Origin of the sequence: Sulfitobacter sp. R86518 (assembly GCF_042466275.1) — a bacterium.
Lineage (GTDB): Bacteria > Pseudomonadota > Alphaproteobacteria > Rhodobacterales > Rhodobacteraceae > Sulfitobacter > Sulfitobacter pontiacus.
On sequence record NZ_JAXHCA010000005.1, the window covers coordinates 2,374,374 to 2,389,294 of the forward strand.

At 61.1% G+C, this 14,921-nt stretch carries 14 protein-coding genes; 1 reads left to right on the forward strand and 13 read right to left on the reverse strand.

Going from position 1 to position 14,921, the window contains the following annotated elements:
- Positions 1–69 precede the first annotated feature (69 nt).
- The 6 genes from SJY36_RS12650 to SJY36_RS12675 form a co-directional block, all read right to left on the reverse strand.
- The gene (locus SJY36_RS12650; RefSeq protein ID WP_009825263.1) at positions 70–1,032 is read right to left on the reverse strand and encodes an NADPH:quinone oxidoreductase family protein; all 963 of its coding nucleotides are present in this window, start codon (positions 1,030–1,032) and stop codon (positions 70–72) included.
- A gap of 119 nt (positions 1,033–1,151) precedes the next feature.
- The gene (locus tag SJY36_RS12655; protein WP_005849709.1) at positions 1,152–1,262 is read right to left on the reverse strand and encodes a DUF2474 family protein; all 111 of its coding nucleotides are present in this window, start codon (positions 1,260–1,262) and stop codon (positions 1,152–1,154) included.
- Positions 1,262–2,269, reverse strand: coding sequence for a cytochrome d ubiquinol oxidase subunit II (cydB, locus tag SJY36_RS12660; RefSeq protein WP_386175594.1), 1,008 nt, complete (start codon positions 2,267–2,269; stop codon positions 1,262–1,264). The genes SJY36_RS12655 and cydB overlap by 1 nt, the downstream gene beginning before the upstream one ends.
- Before the next feature lie 10 nt (positions 2,270–2,279).
- The gene (locus tag SJY36_RS12665; protein WP_037965991.1) at positions 2,280–3,695 is read right to left on the reverse strand and encodes a cytochrome ubiquinol oxidase subunit I; all 1,416 of its coding nucleotides are present in this window, start codon (positions 3,693–3,695) and stop codon (positions 2,280–2,282) included.
- A gap of 111 nt (positions 3,696–3,806) precedes the next feature.
- Positions 3,807–5,150 carry a sensor histidine kinase gene (locus SJY36_RS12670; RefSeq protein ID WP_386175597.1) on the reverse strand — a complete coding sequence of 448 codons (1,344 nt, stop codon included), beginning with the start codon at positions 5,148–5,150 and terminating at the stop codon, positions 3,807–3,809.
- Positions 5,147–5,818 carry a response regulator transcription factor gene (locus SJY36_RS12675; RefSeq protein WP_005849717.1) on the reverse strand — a complete coding sequence of 224 codons (672 nt, stop codon included), beginning with the start codon at positions 5,816–5,818 and terminating at the stop codon, positions 5,147–5,149. Before SJY36_RS12675 ends, SJY36_RS12670 begins: the two co-directional genes overlap by 4 nt.
- Before the next feature lie 157 nt (positions 5,819–5,975).
- Between SJY36_RS12675 and SJY36_RS12680 the strand changes: the two genes are divergently transcribed.
- A complete protein-coding gene (locus SJY36_RS12680; protein ID WP_340269401.1) occupies positions 5,976–7,094 on the forward strand; it encodes a Do family serine endopeptidase in 1,119 nt (372 codons plus the stop codon).
- 152 nt (positions 7,095–7,246) lie between these two features.
- On the opposite strand, the gene SJY36_RS12685 is transcribed toward SJY36_RS12680, so the two are convergent.
- From SJY36_RS12685 to SJY36_RS12715, 7 genes are all read right to left on the reverse strand, one after another.
- Positions 7,247–8,392 carry an iron-containing alcohol dehydrogenase gene (locus SJY36_RS12685; RefSeq protein WP_037944829.1) on the reverse strand — a complete coding sequence of 382 codons (1,146 nt, stop codon included), beginning with the start codon at positions 8,390–8,392 and terminating at the stop codon, positions 7,247–7,249.
- Between the two features lie 5 nt (positions 8,393–8,397).
- The gene (locus SJY36_RS12690) at positions 8,398–9,774 is read right to left on the reverse strand and encodes an aldehyde dehydrogenase family protein (RefSeq protein ID WP_386175602.1); all 1,377 of its coding nucleotides are present in this window, start codon (positions 9,772–9,774) and stop codon (positions 8,398–8,400) included.
- A 3-nt stretch (positions 9,775–9,777) separates the two neighbouring features.
- Positions 9,778–11,139 (reverse strand): glutamine synthetase family protein, encoded by a 1,362-nt coding sequence (locus SJY36_RS12695; RefSeq protein ID WP_184581482.1) that lies wholly within the window; start codon positions 11,137–11,139, stop codon positions 9,778–9,780.
- A gap of 73 nt (positions 11,140–11,212) precedes the next feature.
- Positions 11,213–12,250 (reverse strand): TRAP transporter substrate-binding protein, encoded by a 1,038-nt coding sequence (locus SJY36_RS12700; protein WP_005849726.1) that lies wholly within the window; start codon positions 12,248–12,250, stop codon positions 11,213–11,215.
- A 67-nt stretch (positions 12,251–12,317) separates the two neighbouring features.
- The gene (locus tag SJY36_RS12705; RefSeq protein ID WP_005849728.1) at positions 12,318–13,643 is read right to left on the reverse strand and encodes a TRAP transporter large permease subunit; all 1,326 of its coding nucleotides are present in this window, start codon (positions 13,641–13,643) and stop codon (positions 12,318–12,320) included.
- Positions 13,633–14,154 carry a TRAP transporter small permease subunit gene (locus SJY36_RS12710; protein ID WP_005849730.1) on the reverse strand — a complete coding sequence of 174 codons (522 nt, stop codon included), beginning with the start codon at positions 14,152–14,154 and terminating at the stop codon, positions 13,633–13,635. Before SJY36_RS12710 ends, SJY36_RS12705 begins: the two co-directional genes overlap by 11 nt.
- Positions 14,151–14,918 carry an N-formylglutamate amidohydrolase gene (locus SJY36_RS12715; protein WP_289081716.1) on the reverse strand — a complete coding sequence of 256 codons (768 nt, stop codon included), beginning with the start codon at positions 14,916–14,918 and terminating at the stop codon, positions 14,151–14,153. The genes SJY36_RS12710 and SJY36_RS12715 overlap by 4 nt, the downstream gene beginning before the upstream one ends.
- Between the last annotated feature and the right edge of the window lie 3 nt (positions 14,919–14,921).

Consider the following 14,921-nt stretch of genomic DNA (forward strand, 5'->3'; position numbering starts at 1 on the left):
GGGTCCGACTATTGCGATAGGGCCGCTAATGACCTCAACAGTCGCCACATCGCCAATAAATCGCAGACCCTAGCTGACCCGTACGATAACCTTGCCCGTCGCCTTGCGCGTGCGCAGCAGATCCAGCGCTTCGTTCGCTTGATCCAGCGGCAGTACGTGGCTCACATGGGGTTTCAGCTTGCCCGCGCTATACCAGTCGATCAGCACCTTGAAGCTGTCTGTCAGCACCTGCGGTTTGAAATTCTTGTAGCCGCCCCAGAAAAAACCCAGCACGTCGATGTTCTTGACCAGCAGGATATTGGCAGGGATCTGCGGCACCTCGCCCGAGGCAAACCCAAGCGGCAGGATGCGAGCCTCGGGGTTGCAGGCCCGCAGCGCCGCCTTGAACTGGTCGCCGCCGATCGGGTCATAGACCACATCTGCCCCGCCCAAGGATTTCACCACCTCGCGGATGTCATCGGTTTCTGAATCGATCAGATGGTCGGCACCGGCAGCGCGGCAAATCTCCAGCTTGGCCGCACCACGGGCGCAGGCGATGACCTCTGCCCCCATGAGCTTGCCCAGCTCCACCGCGGTCAGCCCGACCCCGCCTGATGCCCCCAGCACCAGCAGACGTTCCCCCGGTTGCAGCCGCGCCTTGTAGTCCAGCGCCACATGACTGGTGCCATAGGCCACAAGAAAGGCCGCGGCATCCTCGGCCGGCATATCGTCGGGGATCGGCACGCAGACATTGGCGGGAATGGCGGCATATTCGGCCAGCCCCAGCAGGCCGCTATAGGCCGCGATACGTTGACCAACGGCCAGATCGGTCACGCCCTCCCCCACGGCGGCGACGCTGCCCGAAAGCTCCATCCCAAGCGTGAAGGGCAGATCCGGCTTTTGCTGATAGGTGCCCTTGATCATCAGCAGGTCACCAAAGTTCAACCCGCAGGCATCGACCTTGATCAACACTTCGCCAGCGGCGGGGACGGGCATTTCCAGCTCTTGCTCGGACAGGGGCTGGTCATAGGCGGTGACTTGCATGGCGCGCATCTGGGGATCCTCTTGCTATTTCACGCAAAAGGGCCAGAGCATTGGCGGCTTTGCAACCCCCTTACCCCGGCCCATTTGAAATTACCCAACGGCAGATGCCTGGCCCCGCCATGCCCCCCTCAGGGCATGATCATCAGCCGGATCCCATAGGCCACCAGCCCAAGCGCTGCGACGCTCAGCACCCAGATCAGGACAAACCACCCAGTGCGTGTCATCCAGTTGCGTCGCATCAGTGGTAACCCTCTTCGGGGTCGATCTTCCCGCGGAACACCCAGTAGGTATAGATCGTGTACGACAGGATCATCGGCAGCAGCACCAAGGTGCCGACCAAGGCGAACTTGAGGCTGCTGTCTGGTGCCGCGGCCTCGACGATGGTCAGCGAGGAAGGCACGATATAGGGGTAAAAGCTGATCCCGATCCCGATAAAGCCCAGCACGAACAGCGCCAGCGCGCAGAGGAACGGCGTCACATCCCAATGACGTTGCAGCCCGTGGAACAGCCCATAGACGGCCGCGGCCACCAAGGCAGGCACCAGAAAGCTGAAGATCGCGGTCGGAAAGGCGAACCAGCGGCCAAAGAAAGCGTCGTTCAGGAAGGGCGTCCAAAGGCTGACGAGCCCCATGAACACCAGTGTCGCAATGGCAAAGGGCCAGGCCAGCCGCCGCATATGCGCCTGAATACGCCCCTCGAGCTTCATGTTCAGCCAAGTCGCGCCCAGCATCGCATAGCCGACGGTCACCGCGAAACCGGTCAGGACAGAGAATGGCGTCAGCCAGTCCCACCAACCGCCGGCATAGGCGCGGTTCTCGATCTCGATCCCCTGCACCAGCGCGCCAAGCGCGATCCCCTGACACATGGAGGCCACCAGCGAGCCCCCGAAGAACGAGATATCCCACAGATGTTTGCCGCGCACCGTGCGCCAGCGGTATTCGAAAGCGACGCCACGAAAGACCAACCCCAGCAGCATCAGGATGATCGGCATATACAGCGCGGGCATCACCGTGGCATAGGCCAGCGGGAAAACGGCGAACAAACCGCCGCCGCCCAGAACCAGCCAAGTTTCATTGCCGTCCCAGATCGGCGCGACAGAGTTCATCATCACATCGCGTTCGACCTCGTCCTTGGACAGCGGGAACAGCAGCCCGACCCCAAGGTCGAACCCGTCGAGGATGACATAGATCAGCACCGCAAGCGCGATGATGCCGGCCCAGATAAACGAAAGCTCTAATCCAAACATCTGCTGTCTCCTACTCTGACGCTGCTATGTCTTGGGTCTTGTCCTGCGCCACCGGAGTCGTCCCCGCCGCCCGCACCGGCCCGTCGGTGATCTCTCCTTGCGCGCCCACATGGGGGCGTTTGCGCATCAGCCCGAGGATATAGAACACCCCCGCCCCGAAGACGAAGAAATAGACCACGATGAAAGAGATCAACGATGCACCAACCGCAGGCGCGCTTACTGGAGCAAGGCTGTCACTGGTGCGCAGCAGCCCGTAGACGGTAAAGGGCTGACGCCCGACCTCGGTCGTGATCCAACCGGCCAACACGGCGACAAAGCCCATCGGCCCCATGACGATCGCCGCCCGATGCAACCAGCGCGAGCTGTGTAGCGTCCCGCGCCAGCGCGCGATCCCGCCCCAAAGGCCAAAGCCCAGCATGGCAAAACCAAGCCCCACCATCACACGGAACGAGAAAAAGACGATGGCAACCGGCGGCTCGTCCTCGTCAGGGATCGTGTCCAGCCCGGCCAGCGGCGCGTTCAGGTCATGTTTGAGGATCAGCGACGACAGTTTCGGCACCTCGATAGCGTAATCGACCCGTTTTTCTGCCTGATTAGGAATACCGAACAGGATCAGCGGCGCGCCGTCGGGGTGGCTGTCGAAATGCCCCTCCATCGCCATGACCTTGGCGGGCTGATGCTCTAGCGTGTTGATGCCGTGAAAATCCCCTGCCGCGATCTGCAAGGGGGTGACAAGTAGCAGCATCCACATCGCCATAGAGAACATGCGCCGCGACGCAGGGCCCTGATTGTCCTTCAGCAAATGCCACGCACCCACAGCGCCCACAACCAGCGCCGTCGTCAGATAAGCCGCCAGCACCATATGCAGCAAGCGGTAGGGGAACGACGGGTTGAAGACGATCTTCCACCAATCCAGCGGAATAAACTGCCCCACATCGTTAAAGCCATAGCCCGCAGGGGTCTGCATCCAGCTGTTCACCGACAGGATCCAAGTGGCCGAAAGCAACGTGCCAAAAGCCACCATCGCTGTGGCAAACATATGCAGCCCCGGCCCGACCCGTTTCAGACCAAACAGCATGATGCCCAGAAAGCCGGCCTCGAGGAAGAAGGCCGACAGCACCTCATAGGCCATGAGCGGCCCGACCACCGGCCCCGCCTTGTCAGAGAAGACCGACCAGTTGGTGCCGAATTGATAGGACATCACAATGCCCGACACGACGCCCATGCCAAAGGCCACGGCAAATATCTTTTTCCAGTAGTCGAAAAGCACCCTGTAGGTTTCGTCCTTGGTCCAAAGCCAAAGCGCATTCACCACCGCCAGAAAGCTGGCCAACCCGATCGAGAACGCCGGAAAAATAATGTGAAACGAAACGGTAAAGGCGAATTGGACCCGTGCCAGAACCTCGGCGGAAAACCCATCAAGCATGTCGTACCTCGTAGTGAATGGCCAAAAACAACGGGTTTCGGCCCTTACACCCTAGATAGCGCTGCACCCCTCATAAGTCACATGCTCAAATCGCCGCAGAAGACGGGCGTGCTATAGGGTGATCCGCACAAGAAGCCCCGGCGCGTTGTCCAGCAGCGCGATCTGCCCGCCGTGCAGCTTTACCACCCCCTCCACAAGGCTGAGCCCCAGACCGTTGCCCGGCGTGTGGCGGCTGGCATCCAATCGGTACAAGCGGCGCAGCACTTTGTCGCGCGCGTCTTCGGGGATGCCGGGACCATTGTCGGCCACCTCGATCACAGGCTGACCCTGCGCATGGGAAAGCGTCAGGGTGATCTCGCTGCCCTCGGGCGTGTGGCGCATGGCATTTTCCAGCAGGTTCGACATCATCTGTCCCAACAGGTTTTTATCGCCCGAGACGGTGATTTGCGCGTCGGGCACGACGCTGTGCAACCGCTGCTGCTTGGCCGCGGCGGCGGGCTCGTACACTTCGGTGAGGGTCTCGCAAAGCTGGTTCAGATCGACAGACGTGAAATGCGTCTTGGGCGACCCTGCCTCGACCGAAGCGATCTGTAGCAGCGATTGAAAGACCGAAGCGATGCCCGCGACCTCCTCCTGCGCCTTGGCCAGCAAGATGCCTTCGTCCGTGTCTTCGGGCAGGCTGCGCGCCAGATCGTCCAGATGCACCGCGACGCGCTGGATCGGCGTCTTGAGGTCATGGGCAATGTCCGACGATACCTGCCGCAGCATCTGGGTTTGCGCCTCTTGTGCGCCTGCCATCTGGTTCACCTTGCTGCCGATACGCTGCAGATCATCGGCCCACCCCGGCGACACGGTCACCCGCGCGGCAAGATCGCCGGTCGTCAGGTCATCCAGCGTGCGTCCGATAACATCCACATGCCGCTTGCTGCGCCGCGCCAGATAAAGCCCGCCCGACAAGGCGACCAGCACCGTGGGCAGCAGGCTGATCAGCAGGATATTGAGAAACACCGTGCGCAGCCCTTCGATCTGTGCACGGCTACGGGCGACGGTCAACTGCCCGCCATAAAGCGGCGTTGTCAGCGACAGGTAGACTCCGTCATATTCGGCCCGTCCCTCGGCCAGCGACACGATATGATAGCCTTCGTCATCCCGCGCGATGGCCCCGTTGCCATAGATACGCCCCGACGGGGTGATATAGCTGAGCACAACGCGGCTGGGATCGGCGTCGCGCGATTCAGCGTCCACCAGCAGGGCCACGGCGCGGGCATTGGGGGCCGCGCGAAAACCCGCGATATCCTGTTCCAGATCCGCACGGATCGCGGTTTCAAATGAATTCTGCGTCACCGCATAGCTGGCCGCCAACCCCATCAGGCTGACGGTCGAGAACAGCAAGACCAGCAGCAGCGCCAACCGCACCGGCATGGACCGCCAAAGCTGCGCCAGACGCGCAGTCATCCGTCGATCCGGTAGCCGGCACCGCGCACGGTCTGGATCAGCTCGCGGTCAAAGGGTTTGTCCACCTTGGCCCGCAAACGGCTGATGTGGGTTTCGACAACGTTGGTCATCGGGTCAAAGCTGATGTCCCACACTGCCTCAAGCAGCATGGTCCGGGTCTGCACCCTGCCCTTGCGACGCAGCAGATGTTCAAGCAGGGCAAATTCACGGGGCAGCAGGTCGATCTCCTGTCCGGCGCGGGTCACCTTGCGGGTGATCAGTTGCATTTCAAGATCGCCTGCACGCAGCACGGTTTCCTGCTCCATCGCTTGGGGGCGCCGTGCGAGGGCGGTGACACGCGCCGAAAGCTCGCCAAAGGCGAAGGGTTTGACAAGATAGTCGTCGCCGCCTGCGTTCAATCCGCTGATACGGTCATCAACGCTGCCCATGGCAGTCAGAAACAGCACCGGCGTCAAGTTACCCGCGCCACGCAAGGTCTTGACCAGCGTCAGCCCGTCGATCTCTGGCAGCATCCGGTCGACGATCAGCACGTCGTAAGCACCCGAGGTCGCCTGTATCAGCCCCTCGCGCCCTTCAGCGACAAGATCAACGGTATGCCCTTCTTCGCGCAATCCCCGCGCAATATAGGTTCCGGTGGTGGCATCATCTTCGACGACAAGCAGTTTCATATACAATGGTCCATTGAGGCTTTGATCCTTCGATACCTGATATAGGGCGTGCTGCCACCTGCGAGAGACAAGTTTACACATTTGTATAGCCCGCAAAAACCCGCTGTTAGAATGGGCTGCCATTTGGGTGTCATCTCTGAAGACGAAGGAACCATGCATGACATCTCTTTTCTCCTCCCCCCGCCGCGCCGCACCTTTTGTGCTCGCAGCGGCCCTTGCCTCTACCTCGGCCATGACGCTTGCCCCGTCGGCGGCTCTGGCGGTGCCCGCCGGCGGCTATGCCGATCTGGTCGAACAAATCTCACCCGCTGTTGTCTTCATCGAGGTGACCGGCACGGCAGAGCAGGCCAGCGCGCAGGTGCAACTGCCCGAAGGCATGCCAGAGGAACTGCGCAAACGTTTTGAGCAGTTGATGCCGCAAGGACCGGCTGGCGCACAGCCGATGCACGGGCTTGGGTCGGGCTTTATCGTGTCCAAGGACGGAATGATCGTGACGAACAACCACGTTGTCGCCGGTGCCGACACGGTCAAGGTCAAGCTGGCCGATGGCCGCAGCTTTGACGCCAAGGTGGTCGGCAGCGATGTGCTGACAGATATTGCCGTGCTCAAGGTCGAAGCGGATGTTGACCTTCCAGCGGTGAAATTCGGGTCTTCCGATGACATGCGCGTCGGCGACGAGGTGGTCGCTATGGGCAACCCCTTTGGTCTGGGTGGCACGGTCACCACCGGCATCATCTCGGCCAAGTCGCGCAATATCAACGCGGGCCCCTATGATGACTTTATCCAGACCGATGCGGCGATCAACCGTGGCAACTCCGGCGGGCCGCTGTTCAATAACGCGGGCGAAGTGATTGGCGTGAACACGGCAATCCTGTCGCCTGATGGCGGCTCTGTCGGGATCGGCTTTTCCGTACCATCCGATCTGGTGCAGGACATCGTGGCCGACCTGTCCGACGACGGGGAAATCACCCGCGGCTGGCTCGGCGTTCAAATCCGTCCGATGACGGCAGAGGTCGCGCAAGTGCTGGGGCTGGACGCGCCGAAAGGGGCGGTGATCGAAGCCATCGGCGATGACAGCCCGGCCAAGAAAGCGGGTCTTGAGAAAGGCGATATCATCCTGTCGTTCAACGACACAGAGATCAAGGAACTGCGCGACCTGACCCGCGCTGTGGCTGAAACCGATCCGGAAGCCAAAGCCGAGGTCATGGTCCTGCACAAGGGCAAAGAGGTCACGCGGACGGTCACCATCGGCACATTGGCCGATCAAAAAGCGTAAGCGTTTTCCAGCGGGCTTACCTCGTTCCCTGCTGGATTTGCCCGACCGCGTTCCCCAACGCGGCGGGCCCCACCGCCCGTCCCCCCGGTGCGGCAGACCACCTCCGACGCAGACCGTCGGGGGTGGTTTTCTTTTGGGCCCTCTACGGAAGTTTAGATTGTCGCCTCGAACAGCTTGCGCAGGTTTTCGGTGGTCAATGTCACGGGGTTGCCACCGCAAGACGGATCTTCAAGCGCCATCGCGACCAGATCGTCGATCCGGTCTGCGCTCACGCCCATTTCCGACAGTTTGCGCGGGATACCGAAGCTGTCGTTGAACTCCTGCACGAAGGCGCGGAAGCCGTCATAGCCGCCGTCGATCCCCAGATACCCTGCCGCGCGGTCAAAGCGTTCGCGGATTTCAGGCTCGTTCAGGTCCAGCACCGCGGGCATGCAGACCGCATTGGTGGTGCCGTGGTGCGTGTTAAACACCGCGCCGATCGGGTGGCTCATGGCGTGGATCGCGCCCAGACCCTTCTGGAACGCCGTCGCCCCCATCGCCGCCGCCGACATAAGCTGCGCGCGTGCTTCGATGTCGTTGCCGTCTGCATAGGCACGCGGCAGATAGTCGATGACCAGCCGCATGCCCTCCAGCGCGATACCCTGCGACATGGGGTGGTAATGCGGGCTGCTGAACGCCTCGACGCAATGGGCAAAGGCATCAAGGCCGGTGCCTGCGGTGATATGTTTGGGCATCCCCACCGTCAGCTCGGGGTCGCAGATCACGATGCTGGGCAGCACTTTGGGGTGGAAAATGATCTTTTTCACATGGGTTTCAGAGTTGGTCAGCACCGACGCGCGCCCCACTTCGGACCCGGTGCCCGCCGTGGTGGGCACGGCGATGATCGGCGCGATGGCGTCGGCATCGGCGCGGGTCCACCAATCGCCCACATCTTCGTAATCCCACACAGGCCGCGACTGCCCCGCCATGAAGGCGACCATCTTGCCCAGATCAAGGCCAGAGCCACCGCCAAAGGCGATCACACCGTCGTGCCCGCCCTCGCGGTAGACCTTCAGCCCCGCCTCGAGGTTCAGTTCGGTCGGGTTCGCGTCCACTTCCGAGAACATCGCGCGGCCAAAGCCCGCGCCGTCCAGCAGGTCCAGCGTGCGGGTCGTGATTTCCATCGAGGCAAGGCCCTTATCCGTCACCAGCAAGGGGTTTTTCATCCCCGTGGCCACGCAGGCCTCTCCGATTTCAGAAATACGGCCCGCGCCAAAGCGGATGGCGGTGGGGTAGGACCAGTTGTTTTGCAGTGCCATAAGGATCAAGCCTTTTTCAGGTGGTAAGATTTGGGGCGCGTCAGCGCCTGATAGCCAAGCTCGGACAGGCCCGCGCCCTGCCCTGTGTCCTTGCAGCCGGTCCAGCACAGGGCCGGATCAAGGTAATCGCAGCGGTTCATGAACACGGTGCCGGTTTCCAGCTGCGCGCCGATGGTATCGGCGGCATCCGCATCCTTGGTAAAGATCGCGGCGGTCAGGCCGAACTGGCAGTCGTTCATCAGCGCAATTGCTTCCGCGTCGTCCTTGACAGGCATGATGCCCACGACGGGGCCAAAGCTTTCGTCGCGCATCACGCGCATGTCGTGGGTGACGTTGGTCAGGATCTGCGGCGTGAGATACGCACCGCCGTCATCCGCCTCAAAGGTATCGATCAGCGCGGTCGCACCGGCGGCGACGGCCTCGGATATCTGGGCGCGGACCTCGGCGGCGAAACGGACGTTCGCCATGGGGCCGATATCGGTATCCGCCTCAAGCGGGTTGCCAAGCTTGAGCGCATTGGCCCAAGCCACAGCCTTTTCGACAAAGGCATCATACAGGCTTTCGTGCACATAAATCCGTTCGATCCCGCAGCAGCACTGCCCCGCGTTGAACATCGCCCCATCCATCAGCCCGTCAACGGCGGCGTCAACATCCGCGTCGGCGCGCACATAGCCGGGGTCTTTACCCCCCAGTTCGGTCGCGACGGTGGTGAAGGTGCCTGCGGCTGCAATCTCCATCGCCTTGCCGCCCCCGACAGATCCGGTGAAGTTCACGAAGCCGAACTGCCGTTCAGCGATCAGCGCCGAGGTGGTGTCGTGATCAAGAAAGACGTTCTGGAAGACATCGTCGGGGATACCTGCGGCGTGGAAAGCTTCGGCCAGACGTTCACCCACTTGCAGGGTTTGGGTGGCGTGTTTCAGCACCACGGTATTCCCCGCGATCAGCGCTGGCGCGACCGTGTTGATCGCCGTCATATAGGGGTAGTTCCACGGGGCCACGACCAATACAACGCCGCGCGCCTCGCGGGAGATCTTGCGGGTGGCCTTGTCGCTGTCTTCGACAATCGTCGGGGCCAGCGCCTTTTCGGCGATATCTGCCATATAGTTGCCGCGCTCGGCAAAGCCGCCAAACTCGCCGCCATAGCGCACGGGACGGCCCATCTGATGCGCCAGTTCCTGCGCCATACGATCGGTGGTTTTGCCCACCTCGGCAATGGCATCGCGCACCAGTTGCACACGTTCGGACAAGGGGCGCGCGGCCCATGCGCCTTGTGCTGCCTTGGCGCGGGCGCAGACATCGCGTGCCCCCTCCAGCGACAGGACAGGGCGTTCAAGGTAAACCGATCCGTCAATCGGTGAGATACATTTCAAAGTGTTTGTCATGGTTTATGCTCGCTCAAATCCGCGGTTGATTTCCCAGTCGGTCACGACCTTGTCGTATTCCTCCTGCTCCCATTCGGCTGCGCGGGTGTAGTGGTCAACCACGTCGTCGCCAAGGGCCTCGCGCAGCATGGCAGAGTTGCGCAGCGTTTGGGTCGCGGCACGCAGGGTGCGGGGGATTTCGGTGACGTTGGCGTCTTCGTAGACATCGCCCATCGTCGGCTCTTGCAAAGGCAGCTTTTCCTCGATCCCCTTCAGCCCTGCCGCCAGCAACACAGCCTGCGCCAGATAGGGGTTCAGGTCAGACCCGCCAATGCGACATTCAACGCGAATACCCTTGGTGCCATCGCCACACAGCCGGAAGCCCGCGGTGCGGTTATCGACAGACCAGACGGTTTTCGTAGGCGCAAAGGTGCCTTTGGCAAAGCGTTTGTAGCTGTTGATATAGGGCGCGAAGAAATACGTAATATCAGGGGCATAGGCGATCAGACCGGCCATGAAATGCTGCATCATCTGCGACATGCCCAGCTTGGCGTCCTTGTCATAGAACGCAGGCGCGCCGTCTTTCCACAGCGACATATGCACGTGGCTGGACGACCCCACCTTATCCGCCGACCACTTGGGCAGGAAGGACGCCGAGAACCCCTGCTGATAGGCGATCTCTTTCACCGCTTGTTTCGAAATCGTGTGATGATCGGCACAGGCCAGCGCATCGGCATAGCGGATGTTAAGCTCTTGCTGGCCGACCTCGGCCTCACCCTTGGTGCATTCGACCGGAATCCCCGCCCCCACGAGATGGTTGCGCAGCGGCTGAAGGAAGCTTTCCTCTTTCGTGGTCTGGAACAGGCAGTAATCTTCGTTGTGGCCGTTCAGGGGCACGAGGTTGGCGTATTTCTCTTTCTGCAAGGTGCGGTAATCGCCCTCGAACAGAAAAAACTCAAGCTCGGTTGCCATCATCGCGTCAAAACCAAGCGCATCCAGTCGGGCGATCTGCTTTTTCAGCATGGCGCGCGGCGAATGGGAGACAGGTTCGTGGGTGTGGTGATCGAGCACATCGCCAAGCACCAGCACGGTTTTATCCAGCCACGGCACATGGCGCATGGTCGACAGATCGGGGCGCAGCACATAGTCGCCATAGCCGGTTTCCCAGCTGGTCGAGGCAAAGCCCTCGGGCGTGGACATCACCAGATCGGTTGCCAGCAGATAGTTGCAGCAATGCGTCTCCGCATGGGAATGGTCGATGAAATTCGTGACGTGAAAACGCTTGCCCATCAGGCGGCCCTGCATGTCCACCAGTGCCACCAGCACCGTGTCCACCTCGCCTTTGGCGGCCAGGTCCTTGAGCGTGTCGAAAGTAAGGTTGCCCATCTGCAAACGTCCCTTTTGATGTGAGGGGGCGGCACAGATGCGCCGCCCCGATGGTCATGATGTCAAAGCCGGATCAGCCGAAAGTATAGGGCGGGCCCGCTTTCGAGATGACGTTGTTATAGTCGCGGAAAATCTGCACGATCTTGGCGGCGGTTTCGCCTTCTTCCGCCATCTCGTCCCAGAATTTCACCGCCGCTTCCTCGACCACTTTCCATTCGTCCTGCGGTACGGATGTCAGCTCCAGCTTCTCGCCCGATGCACGCAGGCGCGCCTCGCCGCCCCAGTACCATTGGTTGCGGTAGGTGTGGCTTGCCTCGATCGCGGAGTTCACAATCTGCTTGAGGTGGTCAGGCAGCTCTGCCCATTTCTCGGCGTTGACGAAGAACGACCCGATCCACGCCCCCGAGATGTTGTTGGTGCAGAAGTAGTTGGTCACATCGGCCCAGCCCACGGTGTAGTCTTCGGTGATGCCGGACCACGCCATACCGTCCAGCTCGCCCGTCTGCACCGCGACTTCGGCGTCTTCATAGGGGATGTTGACCGGCACGACGCCGAATTGCGACAGGAAGCGACCCGCCGTCGGGAAGGTATACAGCTTCAGCCCGTCCATGTCTGCCAGCGATTTGATCGGTTTGACGGTGTTGAAGTTACACGGGTCTTGCCCCGCCGCAGATAGCCAGTGCACGCCAACCTTGGCGTATTCCTCGCGCCAGATGTCGGCCAGACCGTATTGGTTGAACAGCACCGGCACGTCGAGCGCGTGTTTCGTCGCCAGCGGGAAATACCCGCCGAAGGACCGGACAGGCGTGGGCGACGCCATGGAGTCATCATCCGAGTGCACGCCGTCGATGGTGCCGCGTTGCAGCGCCTGGAACAGCTCGCCCGTGGGGACGATCTGGTCGGCATAGAAAAGCTCGATTTCCAGCTCACCTTGGGCAGCAGCGTTGATCGCGTCGATGGCGGGTTTCGTCACCTCTTCGCCAAGTGCAGACCCCGCATAGGTCTGGAAACGCCAGCGGATCGGCTCTTGGGCGTGCAGGATCGATGGTGCGGCAAGGGTTGCCGGACCGGCAACGGCGGCTCCTTTCAGGAACTTACGTCTTGTTGTCATGTCTCATACTCCTTGTTGGGGTTGGGATGAAAAGGGCCAGTTGCTCTGACCGCTTGGTTGTTAATGCTTATTTTCCATAGACATAGTCCGGCAGCCAAAGCGCGATCTGCGGGAAGATCATGACCACCGCGAGCGCCAGCACCATGACCCCGACAAAGGGGATGATCGACCGGTAGATATCGCGGATCGTGATCTCTGGCGGGGCCATGGCGCGCATCAGGAACAGGTTATAGCCGAAGGGCGGCGTCATATAGGCGATCTGGCAGGTGATCGTATAAAGCACACCATACCACACCAGATCGAACCCGAGCGCACCCACCAGCGGCACGTAAAGCGGGGCCACGATGACCAACATCGCCGTGTCGTCCAGAAACGTCCCCATGACCAGAAACGACAGCTGCATCAGGATCAGGATCACCCAAGGGTTCAGACCCCATTGTTCTGTAAACAGGTTTTCAATCGCCTTGACCGCCCCAAGCCCGTCGAACACCGCACCAAAGGCCAGCGCGGCGAGGATGATCCACATGAACATGCACGTGATCGCAAGGGTCTGGCGCACCGACGTCTCGAACACCGCCCGCGTCATCCGCCCCTTGAGCACGGCTGCCAGAAAGGCCGCAATCGCACCAATGGCAGAGCTTTCGACAAGCGAGGTCCAGCCGTTCACAAAGGGCACCATCATCACGGCAAAGATCACAACCGGCAGCAGGCCCGCGCGCAGCAAGCGCAGCTTTTCGGGCCAGCCCACATCGCGTTCCTCGGCGGAAAGGGCGGGGCCCAGGTCGGGGTTCAGGCGGCAGCGGATGGCGATATAGATGATGAACATCGTGGCCATCATCAGCCCCGGGATCGCGCCGGCCAGCCACAGCTGCCCCACTGGTTGCCGCGCGATCATGGCATAGAGCACCAGCACGACCGACGGCGGCACAAGGATACCAAGGCTGGACCCCGCCTGAATGACCCCTGTCACCATCAGCTTGTCATAGTTGCGTTTCAAAAGCTCGGGCAGCGCAATCGTGGCCCCAATCGCCATGCCCGCCACCGACAGGCCGTTCATGGCAGAGATCAGCACCATCAGCCCGATCGTCCCGATGGCCAGCCCCCCGCGCAGACCACCCATCCACACGTGAAACATTTTATATAGATCGTCGGCAATTTTACTTTCCGACAGCACGTACCCCATGAAGATGAACATCGGCAGGGTCAGCAGCGGATACCAACGCATCAGCTTGATCGCGGCAGAGAACCCGATGTCATAGCCGCCGCGATCCCCCCAAAGAAACAGCGCCGCAATCACCGCGACAAAGCCGATGGCCCCGAACACCCGCTGTCCGGTCAGCAGCATCAGCATCATGGTCGAAAACATCAGGATGGCGATCAACTCATAGGGCATCGCGGGTCTCCTCTGCCGATTTGAGGAAAAGGATGTCCTTGAACAGTTCAGAGACAGCTTGAAGCAGCATCAGGGTGATGCCGATGCACATGGTCACTTTGACCGGCCACATATAGGGGCGCCACGCGGTCGGGCTGCGCTCCCCCCCGTACTTGAACGAATACATCGTGGATTCGATACCGCCCCATAGTAGTATCACCAGATAGATCAGCAGGAAAAAGACGGTGATACAGTCCGTCCAGGCCTTCTTGCGCGGGGTCAATTCGGCATAGAACAGGTCCATCCGCACGTTCGCTCCCATCTGCAAAGCATAAGGCCCGCCAAGGATGTAATAGCCCACCATCACGAACTGCGCCATTTCCAGCGTCCAGATCTGCGGCGAGGCGAATGTCTTGTTATAGGACGACCACAGCAGGATCCCCATGAGCACGAAAATCCCGTACATCATGATCCGGCCAAGGCCATAGTTAAAGCCGTCGACCACCCGGATATATCTGCGCATCGCGTTCATTCTGCGGCCTCGCTGTCGGGGATGGGAAAGGCTTGGGTCAGGCTTTCGGCCAGATGCCGCGCCATGTCCTGCGCTTTTTCGGGTGTATCGATCAGATCATTGCGAATCTCGATCATCACGGCGGGCAGCGCCTGCGCCTCGCCATGTTTTTCAAGCGTATAGGTCACGCCGTCCGTCGCGGCATAGGGTTCGTTCAGCGCCGACGCATAGCGCCCCCGCGCCTGTTCAACCGCCAGCAAGGCCTGCGCGGCGGCGGGCTGCGCGTGATAGAGAAAGCCGAGTTCAACCGCGCGGGTCGCCCCGTTATAGACAGGCGTAAAGCTGTGGATCGTGACCAGCACCGGTGCGGCTTGGGTGGGCTGCCAGCTTTCGCGAACACGGGCGACCGCATCGTGAAATGGCGTATGCACCTGATCAAAACGCTGCTGCCGTCCGGCATCGTCCAAAGCGGCATTTCCGGGGATGTCATAGATCTCGCTGCGCGCCGGAATACAGTCCGGGGCCTCAAGCGGGCGGTTGCAATCATAGACCAGACGGGAGATGTCACCGGCCACCAAAGGCGCGTCCAGAGCATCTGACAGCGCGTGCGCCACATCCAGCGCGCCAATGTCCCATGCGGCGTGCGAACAGCTTGCCGCAGGGGACATCCCCAACCCGTCCAACGCATCGGGTATCCGGCGCGAGGCGTGTTCACACACCAACAGCCAGCCCCCCTGCCCCTGCGGGTTCACGATGTTTACGGCATTCCAGTCAGTATTGGTCACGGC